Source organism: Bosea vestrisii, from assembly GCF_030144325.1.
GTDB classification, from domain to species: Bacteria; Pseudomonadota; Alphaproteobacteria; order Rhizobiales; family Beijerinckiaceae; genus Allobosea; species Allobosea vestrisii_A.
Genome location: NZ_CP126307.1, coordinates 3,364,734 through 3,379,149 on the forward strand (window position 1 = coordinate 3,364,734; position 14,416 = coordinate 3,379,149).

General features: G+C 67.8%; 12 protein-coding genes. 2 read left to right on the plus strand and 10 right to left on the minus strand.

All coding sequences use genetic code 11. From position 1 onward, the window contains the following. Nucleotides 1-2 precede the first annotated feature (2 nt). The 5 genes from QO058_RS16715 to QO058_RS16735 all read right to left on the minus strand — a co-directional run bounded on the left by QO058_RS16715 (nt 3) and on the right by QO058_RS16735 (nt 5,299). Nucleotides 3-1,103, minus strand: coding sequence for an ABC transporter permease (locus QO058_RS16715; RefSeq protein ID WP_284167420.1), 1,101 nt, complete (start codon nt 1,101-1,103; stop codon nt 3-5). Continuing rightward, entirely contained in the window at nt 1,100-2,635 is a 1,536-nt protein-coding gene (locus QO058_RS16720) for an ABC transporter ATP-binding protein (RefSeq protein ID WP_284167421.1), read from the minus strand. Before QO058_RS16720 ends, QO058_RS16715 begins: the two co-directional genes overlap by 4 nt. Continuing rightward, complete coding sequence (locus QO058_RS16725) at nt 2,632-3,369, minus strand: MBL fold metallo-hydrolase (RefSeq protein ID WP_284167422.1); 738 nt, start codon at nt 3,367-3,369, stop codon at nt 2,632-2,634. Before QO058_RS16725 ends, QO058_RS16720 begins: the two co-directional genes overlap by 4 nt. A gap of 25 nt (nt 3,370-3,394) precedes the next feature. After that, on the minus strand, nt 3,395-4,396 hold the full coding sequence (locus QO058_RS16730) for a BMP family lipoprotein (protein ID WP_284167423.1): 1,002 nt from the start codon (nt 4,394-4,396) through the stop codon (nt 3,395-3,397). 132 nt (nt 4,397-4,528) lie between these two features. After that, the gene (locus QO058_RS16735) at nt 4,529-5,299 is read right to left on the minus strand and encodes an SDR family oxidoreductase (RefSeq protein WP_284167424.1); all 771 of its coding nucleotides are present in this window, start codon (nt 5,297-5,299) and stop codon (nt 4,529-4,531) included. Between the two features lie 132 nt (nt 5,300-5,431). Here QO058_RS16735 and QO058_RS16740 point away from each other — a divergent pair, with 132 nt between their 5' ends. After that, nucleotides 5,432-6,220, plus strand: coding sequence for a HesA/MoeB/ThiF family protein (locus QO058_RS16740; RefSeq protein WP_284167425.1), 789 nt, complete (start codon nt 5,432-5,434; stop codon nt 6,218-6,220). 1 nt (nt 6,221) lies between these two features. Here QO058_RS16740 and gshB read toward each other — a convergent pair whose 3' ends face one another. From gshB to rsmI, 3 genes are all read right to left on the minus strand, one after another. Beyond that, entirely contained in the window at nt 6,222-7,169 is a 948-nt protein-coding gene (gshB, locus tag QO058_RS16745; protein ID WP_284167427.1) for a glutathione synthase, read from the minus strand. A 71-nt stretch (nt 7,170-7,240) separates the two neighbouring features. Next, nucleotides 7,241-7,621 carry a YraN family protein gene (locus QO058_RS16750; protein WP_284167428.1) on the minus strand — a complete coding sequence of 127 codons (381 nt, stop codon included), beginning with the start codon at nt 7,619-7,621 and terminating at the stop codon, nt 7,241-7,243. Further along, nucleotides 7,618-8,538, minus strand: a complete 921-nt coding sequence (rsmI, locus tag QO058_RS16755; RefSeq protein ID WP_284167429.1) for a 16S rRNA (cytidine(1402)-2'-O)-methyltransferase — start codon at nt 8,536-8,538, stop codon at nt 7,618-7,620. The genes QO058_RS16750 and rsmI overlap by 4 nt, the downstream gene beginning before the upstream one ends. Nucleotides 8,539-8,710: 172 nt before the next feature. On the opposite strand from rsmI, the gene QO058_RS16760 reads away from it, so the two are divergent. Continuing rightward, entirely contained in the window at nt 8,711-9,919 is a 1,209-nt protein-coding gene (locus QO058_RS16760) for a penicillin-binding protein activator (protein ID WP_284167430.1), read from the plus strand. Between the two features lie 163 nt (nt 9,920-10,082). Here QO058_RS16760 and QO058_RS16765 read toward each other — a convergent pair whose 3' ends face one another. Then, the gene (locus QO058_RS16765; protein WP_284167431.1) at nt 10,083-12,371 is read right to left on the minus strand and encodes an NADP-dependent malic enzyme; all 2,289 of its coding nucleotides are present in this window, start codon (nt 12,369-12,371) and stop codon (nt 10,083-10,085) included. A gap of 131 nt (nt 12,372-12,502) precedes the next feature. After that, the gene (locus tag QO058_RS16770; protein ID WP_284167432.1) at nt 12,503-14,335 is read right to left on the minus strand and encodes a methyl-accepting chemotaxis protein; all 1,833 of its coding nucleotides are present in this window, start codon (nt 14,333-14,335) and stop codon (nt 12,503-12,505) included. Nucleotides 14,336-14,416: the final 81 nt, after the last annotated feature.

A 14,416-nucleotide genomic window follows, 5' to 3' on the forward strand; every position in this document is an offset into this window, starting at 1 on the left:
CCTTAGCTTCCGCGCCCGAGATTGAGCACGCCGGCGACGAGACGCCGAAACAGCCCGTCGAGCGCACCGGCGAAGAGGATGACGATGCCGCCGATCACCACGACCATGTCGCGGGTGATGGTCGGCTTGTCGAAGGAGAGCTCCGCCCCGCCCTGATAGAGCACGCCGAAGAGCAAAGCAGCGAGCCCGACGCCGACCGGATGCCCACGCCCCATCAGCGCCACCGCGATGCCGACGAAGCCGTAGCCGGCGGTAAAGTCGAGCACGAGCCGATGCTGCACGCCCATCGCCTCGTTGACCGCGAGCCCGCCGGCGAGCGCACCCGAGATCGCCATCGCCACCATCGTGATCCGCGCGGGCGAGATGCCGGCATAGGCCGCGGCGCGCGGATTGGCGCCGACTGTGCGGATCGCGTAGCCGAGCCGTGAGCGGTAGATCAGCGCCCAGACCGCGACGAGGGACGCGAGCGCCAGCAGGAACGAGGTATTGAGTGGCGTCGAGGGCAGTTTCAGCCCGAAGGCGCCGAGCAGTTCGTGGATCGGCGTCAGCACCGCCTGCTTCGGGAAGTCCGGGGTTTCCGGCTGCATCGAGCCCGTTTTCCCCATCACCTCGACCAGAAGGTAGACGATCAGGGTCGCGGCGATGAAGTTGAACATGATCGTGGTGATCACGACATGGCTGCCGCGCGTCGCCTGGAGGTAGCCGGGAATGAAGGCCCAGAGCGCCCCGCCCGCCGCCGCGGCGAGGATCGCGAGCGGCACCAGGAGGATGCCCGGCAAGGGCGCGAGCCAGAGGCAGGCGAGCGCGGCAAAGATGCCGGCGATGGTCGCCTGGCCCTCGCCGCCAATGTTGAACAGGCCGGCATGGAAGGCGACCGCGACGGCCAGGCCGGTGAAGATGAAATTGGTGCTGTAGTAGAGCGTGAAGCCGAGGCCCTCGAGGCTGCCGAGCGAGCCCTTCAGCAAGAGCGCCGTCGCCTCCAGCGGGCTCTCGCCGATCGAGAGCACGACGAGCCCGGCGACGACGAGCGCCGCCGCGACCGAGACCAGCGGGACGAGCGCCGTGTCGGCCCAGCGCGGCAGCTCGAGCGGGGCGGCACTCATGCCGCGCGCTCGCTGACGCCGGCCATCAGCAGGCCGAGATCGCGCTCGTCGGTGGTGGTCGCCTCGCGCTCACCGGTGATCTGGCCCCCGCAGAGGGCAAGGATGCGGTCGGACAGCGCCATCACCTCTTCCAATTCGACCGAGACGAGCAGGATCGCGACGCCGGCGTCGCGCAGCGCGATCAGCCGGCGATGGATGAACTCGATCGCGCCGATATCGACACCGCGCGTCGGCTGGCCAACCAGCAGCACCTTCGGCGCCCGCTCGATCTCGCGGGCGAGCACGATCTTCTGCTGGTTGCCGCCGGAGAATTTGGCCGTCTTCAGGGTCGGATCGACCGGGCGGACGTCGTAATCCTGCATGCCGGTGCGCGCATGCTGCTCGACCAGCGCCGGGGACAGGAAGGGACCGCGTCCGAAGGCCGGATCGTCATGGTAGCCGAGGATGGCGTTCTCGGATGCGGCGAAGGCGGTAACGAGGCCGGTCCTGAGCCGGTCCTCGGGGATGTGCATCAGGCCGAGCTTGCGCAGATTGGCCGGGTTGCGGTCGGCAGCGTTGAGGATCTGGCCGCCGAGCCGGATCACGCCGCGCGCGGGCTGGGTCAGTCCTGCCAGCACGTCGAGCAGTTCGCTCTGGCCGTTGCCGGCGACGCCGGCGATGCCGACGATTTCGCCTTCATGCAAAGTGAGGCTGGCGTCTCGCAGCGTCTCGCAGCCGCGCTCATCGACCACGGTCAGTCCTGCCGCTTCGAGCACCGGCACGCCGCGCTTTCGGGGGCTCTTCTCGACGCGCAGCAGCACGCGGCGGCCGACCATCGCCTCGGCGAGCTCGGCCGGCGAGGTCCTGTCCGTCTCGACATGGGCGACCATCTCGCCACGCCGCATCACCGAGACACGGTCGGTCACCGCCATGATCTCGCGCAGCTTGTGGGTGATCAGGATCACCGTCTTGCCCTGCGCCTTCAAGGCCCGCAGCAATTCGAAGAGCTGGTCGGCCTCGGCCGGGGTCAGCACCGCCGTCGGCTCGTCGAGGATCAGCACCTCGGCGCCGCGATAGAGCGCCTTCAGGATCTCGACGCGCTGCTGCAGGCCGACCGAGAGCGTGCCGACGATCGCGTCGGGATCGATGGCGAGGCCATATTCCTGCGATAGCCGCGCCAGCTCGGCCCGTGCCTTGCCGATGCCGCGCTTGAGCAGCGCCCCGCCCTCGGCACCGAGCACGATGTTCTCGACCACGCTGAGCGGCTCGACCAGCATGAAATGCTGGTGGACCATGCCGATCCCGGCGGCGATCGCATCCGAGGAGGAGCGGATGCGGCGCTGCTCGCCGCGCACCCGGATCTCGCCGGAATCGGCCTCGTAGAAGCCGTAGAGGATCGACATCAGCGTCGACTTGCCGGCGCCATTCTCGCCGACGATGCCGTGGATCGAGCTGGCGGCGATGGTGAGCGACACGTCCTTGTTGGCCTTGACCGGGCCGAACGCCTTGCTGATGCCGATCAGCGCGATGGCTGGGGCTATGGCTTCACTCATAGCGACAGCACCATGCCGTCATAGGCGTGCTCTTCCGGTAGTTCCTCCGCATGCGCCAGCATCTGCGGGCTCATATGGGTCAGAACAATGCGTTTCGCGCCGAGATCGGCTCTGTGCGCCCGCAGCGTGCCATAGTCGAGATGGTTCGCCAGGACCTGGTCCCAAGTGTAGCACTCGATGAGTAGCGCGTCGGCGCCGGCTGAGAGCGGGATCAACGCATCCGTCCAGGCGCTATCTCCGGAGAAGGCGAAGATCTTGCCGTCATGGACCAGCCGATAGCCCTGACAGGGCCCGGCGCGCTGGTCATGCACCATCGGGAAGGCCTCGACGGCGATCCCGGCGAGCGTCGCCGCTGCGTCCGGCGTGACCTCGACATAGGTGATCGGAAAGCGCCAGGCATTGTTGGACGCACCCGGGAAATCGGTCTCGATCGCCTGCAACGCCCGCTGCTCGACACCTCTCGGTCCCGCGATGGTCAGCGGTTGGGTCCGCCGCGAGACAAACTGCGCTTCCAACAGGAAGGCCGGCAGCCCGCCGAAATGGTCGCCGTGGAAATGGGTGAACAGCAGGGTCGAGAGTTGGTTGCGAGCGATCCCTGCATTGTTGAGCGCCACCATGCTCGAGCCGCCGCAGTCGAGCAGCATCTGCTCGCCAGCCGCCTCGACATAGAGGCAAGTGTTGAAGCGGCCTCCGGAGCCGAAGGCGTCGCCGGAGCCGAGAATGGCGACTTTCATCGCGCCGCTGCGACGGTGGGACCCGTCACATCGTGCACTTGGAATCCGACATGTAGTCGTGGACCTTGACGGTGCCGGCGATGATGTCGGCGCGCGCCTTGTCGGCGGCCGCCTTCATCTCCGGCGTGATCAGCGCCTTGTTGTTGTCGTCGAGGGCCCAGCCGACGCCGTCCTCCTTCAGCCCGAGCACGGAGACGCCCGGCTTCCAGTTGCCGTCACGCGCTTCCTTGAACGAGGTATAGGCGGCGACGTCGACGCGCTTCAGCATCGAGGTCAGCACCTTGCCGGGATGCAGCATGTTCTGGTTGGAGTCGACGCCGATGCCGAGCTTTCCGGCGTCCGCTGCGGCGCGCAGCACGCCGATGCCAGTGCCGCCGGCGGCGTGGTAGATCACGTCGGCGCCGCGGTCGATCTGCGACTTGGCGAGCTCGCCGCCCTTGACGGGGTCGTTCCAGGCGGCCGGGGTCGAGCCGGTCATGTTCTGGAAGATCTCGGCGTCCTTCTTGCCGGCCTTGACGCCCTGGACGTAGCCGCAGGCGAACTTCCGGATCAGCGGGATGTCCATGCCGCCGACGAAGCCGACCTTGCCGGTCTTTGAGGCGAGGCTGGCGATGAGGCCGACGAGATAGGAGGCCTCATGCTCCTTGAACACGACCGACTGCACGTTCGGCAGCTCGACGACCATGTCGATGATGGTGAACTTCAGGTTCGGGAACTCGGCCGCGACCTTCTGCAGCGCGGTCGCTTGCGAGAAGCCGACGGCGATGATCGGCGAATGGCCGTCGCGGGCGAAGCGGCGCAGCGCCTGCTCGATCTGCGCGTCATTGGTCGGCTCGAAATCGCGGAACTCGACGCCGGTCTCGGTCTTGAACTTCTCGGCCCCGACGAAGACGCCCTCATTGAAGGATTTGTCGAATTTGCCGCCCTTGTCATAGACGATCGCCGGCTTGATCGCGGTCTGGGCCATGGCCGCCATGGCCGAGAGGGCGACGCCCGCCAGCGCGAGCGCGAGAGTTTTCAGTTGCATCGAGCCGTTCCCCTGTCATGCGCGGGGTGGTTGTGCCGCCCCTGCCTGGGGGCACGATGGCACGGCTTTCCGGTGGGGCCAAGCCGGCTGCGCGGCCGGCTTGGCGATATATGTCATATATGAACGGTTCTCTCAGCCACGCTGGATCGAGACGCCGCCATCGGCAAGGAAGGCCGTGCCGGTGACGAAGCTCGACGCGTCGGAGGCCAGAAAGAGCGCGGCGCGGGCGATCTCCTCCGGTTGCGCCATCCGCTTCAGCGCATGCATACCCTCGACGAAGGCGGTGACCTCCGGGCCTGAGGCCGGATCATTCGTGATGCTCGCCGGTGTGTCGGTCCCGCCCGGCAGCAGTGCGTTGACCCGGATGCGCTTGCCGCCGAGCTCGGCCGCGAGCGCTTTCACGAGGCCGATCTGCCCGGCCTTGCTAGCCGCATAGGCCGACATGCCGGCGAGCCCGGCAGTGTAGCCGACGAAGCTCGCGGTGAAGATCAGCGAGCCGCCGCCGCGCGCCTCCAGCGCCGGCGCCTGATACTTCGCGCCGAGGAAGGCACTGGTCAGGTTGGTCTCGATCAACTGGTGCCAAGTCGCCAGGGACATCTCGGCGACAGGTCCGAGATCACCGACCGTGCCGGCATTGTTGAAGGCGATATCGAGGCCGCCGAAGCGCTCGGTCGCAGTTTCGACCAGACGTTGCGCCAGCGCCTCCTCGCGAATGTCGCCGGCGATTGCCATCGCCTCGCCGCCGGCCGCCTTGATCTCGGCGGCAAGGGCGTCGAGCTCGCCCTGTCGCCTCGCCGTGATCACGAGCCTGGCGCCTTCAGCGGCGAAAAGCAGCGCCGCGGCACGGCCGATGCCGGAGCTGGCGCCGGTCACGATCGCGACCTTGTTGGTGAGAGCTGTCATTTTGGGACCTTTGTTGTCGTTCGAGACTGTCGGATCCTTTCGTCGCAGGTACACTGTGGTGCAGACACCCGCTTCCTGCCCCGGAATCGCACCCGATTGCTGGCGCGAGCAGTTCAGCCTAGCTTGCCGGCCATGACGCTGAACGAGGCCGAGATCGAGCGCTACGCCCGCCATCTGGTGCTGCCGGAGATCGGCGGCCCCGGGCAGGCCAAGCTCAAGCGCGCCCGGGTTCTGGTGATCGGCGCGGGCGGCTTGGGCGCGCCGCTGATCCCCTATCTGGCGGCGGCCGGCGTCGGCACGATCGGCATCGTCGACGACGACCATGTCTCGCTCTCGAACCTGCAGCGGCAGATCATCTTCGGGGCGGAGGATATCGGGGCGCGCAAGGTGGTCGCCGCGGCCAATTTCGTCACGCGGCTGAACCCGCGGGTCGAGATCGAGGAATACGTCACCCGGATCGACCCGCATAATGCGCGGGCTCTGGTCGCCTTCTATGATGTAGTCGCCGATGGCTCCGACAATTTCACGACGCGCTATGCCGTCTCGGACGCCTGCTTCCACGAGAAGAAGCCGCTGGTGACGGCGGCGCTCGGGCGCTTCGACGGCTCGCTGACGACGATCCGCGCGCATGAGACCAGTGCCGACGGAACGCCGAACCCGACCTATCGCTGCCTGTTCCCGCAGGAGCCGCCGCCCGGCACGGTCGCGCCCTGTGCCGAGGCCGGGGTGCTCGGCGCGCTTGCCGGTGTCATGGGCTCGATGATGGCGCTGGAGGTGATCCGCGCGATCACCGGCTTCGGCGAGCCGCTGGTCGGCAAGCTCCTGCTCGTCGACGCGATGGCGATGCGCTTCGAGACGATGAAATATGGCTGGGATCCGGACAATCCGCTGAACGGGACCGCAGCCGGCGTCACCGCCTGAGCTATTTCGCCGCCCGCTTGGTCTCGATCACATCGAAGAGCTGGGCCGCGAGGTCCGGCCCGCCGAGCTTCTTGATGGCGCGCACGCCGGTCGGGGCGGTGACGTTGATCTCGGTCAGCTTGCCGCCGATCACGTCGATGCCGACGAGGAGCAGGCCGCGCTCCCTGAGCGCCGGGCCGATGCGCTCGCAGATCTCGAGCTCGCGCTTCGACAGGTCCGTCGGCTTGGCCGCGCCGCCGCGCACCATGTTGGCGCGCAGGTCGCCCGCCGCCGGCACGCGGTTGACCGCGCCCGCCGCCTTGCCATCGATCAGGATGATGCGCTTGTCGCCCTCCGAGACCTCCTTCAGGAAGGCCTGGACCACCCAGGGCTCGCGGAAGAGGTTGGAGAACAGATCGTAGAGCGAGCCGAAATTCGGGTCGCCCTTGCCGGTCTTGAACACGGTCGCGCCGCCATGGCCGTAGAGCGGCTTCATGACGATCTCGCCGAATTCCTCACGGAAGGCCTCGATCTCGGCGCGGTCGCGCGTGATCAGCGTCGGCGGCATCAGATCGGGAAAATGCGTGACGAACAGCTTTTCCGGAGCGTTGCGGACCTCGGTGGGGTCGTTGACCACCAGCGTTTTCGGATGGATGCGCTCGAGCATATGCGTCGAGGAGACATAGGCCATGTCGAAGGGCGGGTCCTGGCGCAGCAGCACCACGTCGAGCGTCGAGAGGTCGGTGCGCTCGGGCTGGCCGAGCGTGTAGTGGTCGCCCTCGACGTCGCGCACCTCGACCGGATTGATCACCGCGGTGACCTTGCCGTCGCGCAGTGTCAGCTTGTCGGGCGTATAGGTGAAGAGCCTGTGCCCGCGCGCCTGCGCTTCCAGCATCAGCGAAAAGCCGGTGTCGCCGGCGATGCGGACCCTCTCGATCGGGTCCATCTGGATGGCGACGTTCAGCGGCATGGGCAAAAGCTCCGGTTGCGGCCGTTATATCGGCTGCGCCACAGCGGCAGCGCAAGAGCCTTCGCCTTGCGTCAGAGCACGAGCTCGAACACGCGGGGAACATGGCGGGGCAGGCGCCAGGGCGCGAGGAAGACGGCATCGGCCCTGAGATTCCGCTGCATCGCCCAGGGATTGCGCGCCAGCCATTGCCTGATGCGCGCTTCGATCAGCCGGCGCTTGTCGGGCGTAATCGCCATGGCTGCGTCGTCGAGCGATGCGCGCGCCTTGACCTCGACGAAGACGATATCGTCGCCGCGCGCCATGATCAGGTCGATCTCGCCGCCCTTGCCGCCGAAGCGCCGCTGCAGCAGCCGATAGCCCTTGATGGTCAGGAAGGCGACGGCGAGCCATTCGCCGCGGCGGCCGGCGAGGCTGGAATGGCGCGCGCGCCGGCTGCGCAGCGCCTCGCTCATGGCACGCGAGTCAATTCGAGGGCGCGGGCATAGACGACGCGGCGCGGCTGCCCGCTCGCGGCGGCGACCTGCGCCACCGCTTCCTTCAGCGAGACCTTTTCGAGTGCCGTACGCAGCGCCTCATCGAGCGTGTCGCCCTGCGCGGCCGCAGCGGAGGCGTCGGGCGGGCCGATCAGCACGACGATCTCGCCGCGGGCCTCCTCGGCTTCCGCGTAGTGGGCGGCCAGATCGGGCAGGGGTCCGCGGCGGACGTTCTCGTAATACTTGGTCAGCTCGCGAGCGACGGCGCCCTGCCGCCCGCCCAACACTGCGCCGGCGTCCGCAAGCATCTCGGCGAGCCGGCGCGGCGATTCGAAGAAGACGAGCGTGCCGGGGATGGCGGCAAGCTCGGTCAGGCGGGCTTTTCGTGCCGCGCTCTTCGGCGGCAGGAAGCCTTCGAAGAAGAAGCGGTCGGTCGGCAGCCCGGCGAGCACCAGCGCTGCCAGCACGGCGGACGGGCCGGGGATGCCGGTGACCGGCAGACCCTCGCCAACCACCTCGGCGACGAGCTTGTAGCCGGGGTCGGAAACCAGTGGTGTGCCGGCATCCGAGATCAGCGCGAGCTTGCCGCCCTGGCGCAGCCGTTCGAGGATCTTCGGGCGCATCTGCGCCGCGTTGTGCTCGTGATAGGGCAGGAGCGGCGTTGCGATGCCGTAATGCGCCAGCAGCGTCTTCGACGTCCTGGTATCCTCCGCCAGCACGGCGTCGGCGGCCGCGAGCGTCGACAGCGCCCGGAAGGAGATGTCCTTCAGATTGCCGATCGGCGTTGCGACGATATGAAGGCCGGGCGCGAGCGGTTCTGCCTCGGCCCTGAGCCCGAAGGCCGTATAGCTCGGAGTGCGACCTGTGGCGGGCGGGGCGGATACGGGGCCGGACATGGCGGCGAAACTGCCACAGCGGTCGGCAAGATGCCACCGCCGGCCCAGCAACCTAGAGTTAACAACTTGAAAATAGCTTCGCTCACTGGCAGGACTTGTCCACGGTTCGGGACAAGACATTCAGCTGGCGCGAGCTTGCCTTGCGTCTCGCCGAGGAGTGGAGACGAAAACCGTGTCGCGTCACTTGAAGCTCCTCGTCCCGCCGAGTCGCCGACTGATCCTGCTATCCGGCGTTGGCGCAGTACTCGCTGCCTGCAGCGGCGGTACCGGCGGCCTGCCAGGCTTTGATAGCCAGACGACGCCTCAGGGCGGCAATGCTCAGCCCAGCGGTCCGACCATCGGCACCGGCTCGGTCAAGGTCGGGCTGATCCTGCCGCTGACCGCCGAAGGCTCGGGTGCGACCGTCGGCAACTCGCTCAAGAACGCCGCCGAGATGGCGCTCGCCGAATTCCCCGGAGCCGATCTCACGCTGCTGGTCAAGGATGATCGCGGCACGCCGGATGGCGCGCAGGCCGCGGCGCAGGAAGCCCTCCGCGAGGGCGCCGAGCTGATCATCGGACCGCTGTTTGCACCATCGGTGCAGGCCGTCGGCCAGGTCGCCCGCGGCGCCGGCAAGCCGGTCATGGCCTTCTCTAGCGATAGCAATGTCGCCTCGCGCGGCATCTATCTGCTCTCCTTCCCGCCCGAGAACGACGTCAACCGCGTCATCGCCTACGCTTCGGCGCAGGGGCGCAAATCCTTCGCTGCGCTGGTGCCCGAGACCGCCTATGGCAAGGTCGTCGAAGGCGCGTTCCAGCAGGCCGTGGCCAATCACGCAGCCCGTGTCGTCGTGATCGAGCGCTTCGGCTCCGACCAGAACAGCATGCGCGCCGCCGCGACGCGGCTGGCGCCGGCCCTGCAGCAGGCGGATGCGCTGTTCGTGCCGGGCGACGCGGCGACGATGCCGACGCTCGGACTTCTCCTGCAGCAGGCCGGCTATGACCCGGCCAAGGTCAAGCCGCTCGGCACCGGCGTCTGGAACGACGCCAATGTCGCCCGCGTCCCGGCGATCCAGGGCGGCTGGTTCGCCTCGCCCGACACCGCCGGCTTCAACGCCTTCTCCGGCCGCTACCAGAAGCGCTTCAACAGCGCGCCGACGCGCACCGCGACCCTGTCCTACGACGCGGTTTCGCTGGCGGCGGCGCTCGCCCGGACTCAAGGCAGCCAGCGCTTCTCGGAGAGCGTGCTGACCAACGCCTCCGGCTTCGCCGGAGCCGACGGCGTCTTCCGCTTCCGTCCCGATGGGTTGAACGAGCGCGGTCTTGCCGTGCTCGAACTGCGCAACGGCCAGATCGTCACGGTCAACGCGGCTCCGCGCGATCTCGGCCCGCGGACGAACTGACAACCACCGTCTTTTCGGGGCGCCGCGCAGCGGCGAGCCCGGAACCCATATCCGCATGACGTGCAAAAAAAGGGCGGCATCACTGCCGCCCTTATGGTTTGGCGTGGTGTTCATGGATTCCGGGCTCGGGCCTTTGGCACGCCCCGGAATGACGGGGTAGGCCTCACCCGCCGATGTTGAATGCCGCCAGCGCCGCCATGTTGACGATGTCGGAATCCTTGGCGCCGAGCGGCACGATCTGCACCGGCTTGTCGAGGCCGACCAGCAGCGGCCCGATCACGGTGGCGCCGCCGAGCTCCTGCAGCATCTTGGTCGAGATCGAGGCCGAGTGGAACGCCGGCATGATCAGGACGTTCGCCGGCCCGGTCAGCCGGCAGAACGGATACTGCGCCATCAGATCGCGATTGAGCGCGACGTCGGCGGCCATCTCGCCATCGTATTCGAAGTCGACGCGCTGGCCGTCGAGGATCGTCACGGCGTCGCGCACCTTCTCCGAACGCTCCCCCGCCGGATGGCCGAAGGTCGAGAAGGCGAGCATCGCGACCTTCGGCTCGTAGCCCAGGCGACGCGCGACGCCGGCGGCCTCGATCGCGATCTCCGACAGCTCCTGCGCCGTGGGCATCTCGGTGATCGCGGTGTCGGCGACCAGCACGGTGCGGCCGCGCGTGATCGCGAGCGAGACGCCGATCAGGCGGTGGCCCGGCCGGTCGTCGATGACGCGGCGGACCTCTTCCAGCGCGATCGAGTAGTTGCGGGTGACGCCGGTGACCATCGCATCGGCATCGCCGAGCGCTACCATGGCCGCGGCGAAATGGTTGCGATCCTGGTTGATCAGGCGCTGGCAGTCGCGGAACAGGTAGCCGTGCCGCTGCAGCCGCTCGTAGAGATACTGCGCATAGGCCGAATTGCGGTGCGAGAGCCTGGCGTTCTGGATCTCGATGCCCTTGGCGGCAAGGTCGACGCCGAGGTGCTCTGCCGTCTCGTTGATGCGCTCCTCGCGTCCGACCAGGATCGCCTTGCCGAGCTCCTGGTTGACGAAGGATGCAGCGGCGCGGATGACCTGCTCCTCCTCGCCCTCGGCGAAGACGACGCGCTTGGGGTAGCGCCGGACGCGCTCGAAGATGCGGTTGAGCGCGCCGGTGACCGGGTCGCGCCTTGCCGAGAGCTGCGCCTTGTAGGCGCCGGTGTCGACGATCGGCTTGCCGGCGACGCCCGTATCCATCGCCGCCTTGGCGACCGCCATCGGCACGACATGGATCAGCCGCGGATCGAAAGGCACCGGGATGATGTAGTCCTTGCCATAGCGCGGGCGCGCGCCCTGATAGGCGGCGGCGACCTCGTCGGGGACGTCCTCGCGCGCCAGCGAGGCCAGTGCCTCGGCCGCGGCGATCTTCATCTCCATGTTGATCGTGGTGGCTCGGACATCGAGTGCGCCACGGAAGATGAAGGGGAAGCCGAGCACGTTGTTGACCTGGTTCGGATAGTCCGAACGCCCGGTCGCCATGATCGCGTCGTCACGGATGGCGTGCACCTCTTCCGGCGTGATCTCGGGATCGGGATTGGCCATGGCGAAGATGATCGGGTTCGCCGCCATCGAGGCGACCATCTCAGGCGTCACCGCGCCCTTCTGCGACAGGCCGAAGAAGGCGTCGGCCCCTTCCAGCGCCTGCGCCAGCGTGCGCCGGTCGGTGACCGCCGCATGGGCTGATTTCCACTGGTTCATGCCCTCGGTGCGGCCCTGGTAGATCACGCCCTTGGTGTCGCAGAGGATGACGTTGTCGGGCTTGAAGCCCATCGCCTTGAGCAGTTCGATGCAGGCGATGGCGGCGGCGCCGGCGCCGTTGATGACGAGCTTCGTCGACTTGACGTCGCGCTCCGTCAGGTCGAGCGCGTTGATCAGGCCGGCGGCGGCGATGATCGCGGTGCCATGCTGGTCGTCATGGAAGACCGGGATGTCCATCAGCTCGCGCAGGCGCTGCTCGATGATGAAGCATTCCGGCGCCTTGATGTCCTCGAGGTTGATGCCGCCGAAGGACGGGCCGAGATAGCGCACGGCTTCGATGAACTTGTCGGCGTCCTCGGTGTCGACCTCGAGATCGATCGAATCGACATCGGCGAAACGCTTGAACAGGATCGACTTGCCTTCCATCACTGGCTTGGAGGCGAGCGCGCCCAGATTGCCGAGGCCGAGGATGGCGGTACCGTTCGTGATCACCGCGACGAGATTGGCGCGGGCGGTGTAGTCATAGGCGCGGCTGGGGTCCTCGGCGATGGCCAGGACCGGCACCGCGACACCGGGCGAATAGGCCAGCGACAGGTCACGCTGCGTTGCCATCGGCACGGTTGGAATGATCTCGAGCTTGCCTGGCCGCCCCTGCGAGTGGAAGAGCAGCGCCTCCTGGTCGGTGAAGGTCGGACGGGTGCGCTTGGGCGGCGGGGAGCGATCGTTCATGCGCTTGTTCTTTTTCAAAGGCGTTTCCTCAGGGGAGCCGACCATAGGGTAGCGCCGCTTTCCTCGACAAGGCGCGATTGCGCGACAGCACCTTTCCTGTGGCGGCAGGGATCGGGATGGCGCCGGAAGGGTCAGAGGCCGGCGCGGACGCGAGTCACGAAGTCGCCGACATAGCGATCGAGCTCGACCGCCTGCTCGCTGACGAGGCGTGCCGCCTCGACTACGCGTGTGGCCGCCTCGCCGGTGGCGCGGGCTTCTTCCCCCGCCGCAGCGACATGGTCGGTGACGGTTGCAGCCGAGCCCGCCACGGCCTGGGCATCGAGGGCGATGCCGGAGGCGATCCCACCCTGGCCGGCGACGACCTGGGCAATTGCGCCCGAGGTGGTCTCGATCGTGCCCATCGTGCCTTCGATCTGCCCGACGGCATCGGCTGCGGTGGCCGCGGCGCCGCGGATCTCCTGCAGGGTGGCTGCAATGTTCTGCGTCGCCTGCTGGGTCTGCTCGGCGAGATTCTTGACCTCGCCAGCGACCACCGAGAAGCCGCGCCCGGCCACGCCGGCGCGTGCGGCCTCGATCGTCGCGTTGAGCGCAAGCAGATTGGTGCGCACCGCGATGTCTTCGATGAAGGCGAGCACCGCACCGACCTTGTCGGCGGCGACTGCGAGCCCATGAACGTCGCGGCGCGTCGTGCGGACATGGCCGGCCGCCTGCCGGGCGGTCTCGGCGGCAAAGTCCGTCTGGCGGGTGAGCTCGCGGATCGAGGCGTCGATCCGCTCGGCGGCCTGGGCGACGCTGCCGACCCGTTGCGAGGCGAGCTCGGCCTGCTCGGTCGCTTCCCCGGCCCGGGCCGTGGTCCGGTCGGCGTTCGCCGCCATGCCTTGCGCCGCCTCGTGCATGCCGCGCGCCGAATCGCCGACCCGGCGCAATGCCTTGCCCACTGTCACTTCGAGATTTACGGCCAGCTCCTCGAGCGCCGCGCGGCGCAAGCTTTCAATCTCATCCCGGCGGGTCTCCAATGTCTTCTCGGGCGTGACGTCAAGCAGGATGCCATCCCAGATCGCCGTTCCATCGGGCAGGCGACGCATCGTCGCCTCGCTGCGTAGCCAGACGATGCCGCCATCGGGCGCGGCATAGCGCGCCTCGAAGCGCCAGACATCGTCCAGGGCTGTCAGAGCGGCCCGCGCTGCCTCGAAACGCTGCCGATCCTCCGGCAGCATCTTGCCGAGCCAGGCCTCTGGATCGCGCTCGACCTCCTCCCTGGTTACCCCCAGGAGCTTGTCGATGGCGAAGGATGCGAACTGATAGCGCAATGTGCCATCCGGACTGACGATACGCTGGTAAAGAGTTCCTGGAGCGCGCTGAATGAGCGTACGCAGGCGATAGCCGGTTTCGCGCCGGTCGCGGTCGTTGCTGAGGACGAGCCCGACCAGGATGGTGCCGATCGTGCTGACCACGATCATGATCGGCACGGCCTCGCGCAGGAAGCGTTCCGCCGCAGGCCAGTTCGGCATGAAGACGTTCGAAGCGATGAGACAGCCGGCGCTGATCAGGCTGAGAAGCACGAGGTCGCGCAGCGTCAGCGAGCGCTTCTGCCGGCCGAGCCAGGCGGCATAGATCACGCCGGCAACGGCGTGCAGGACGATTCCGGCGATCCCGGTCGGCATCCCGACGCCACCCAGATTGTAGCGCGCAGCGGCCAGGGGGACAGCAGTCAGCAATGCGGCGAGCGGCCCGCCGATCGGGCCGGCCAGGATCGCGAAGGTGTTGCGCGAATCGACGACCAGCCCCGGCTGGATCACGAAGGGATTTGCCATGCTGCAAAGGGCGCCAGCCGCGAAAAGGGCGCCGACGACGAGCTGGCGCAGCAGCGAGCGCCGGTCGATCCAGGTGGCGGCCGCCGTCAGGATCAAGGCAGCCAGCAGCAGGAAGGACAGGCTCTCGATCAGGTTGATGAACAGCGACATGGCGGGCCCTTGGCCGGGAACGGCGCGATGAGGCTGCTTTAATTTGTTGAAAGCCATCCTAACGGATGGCCTTGCCGGCGC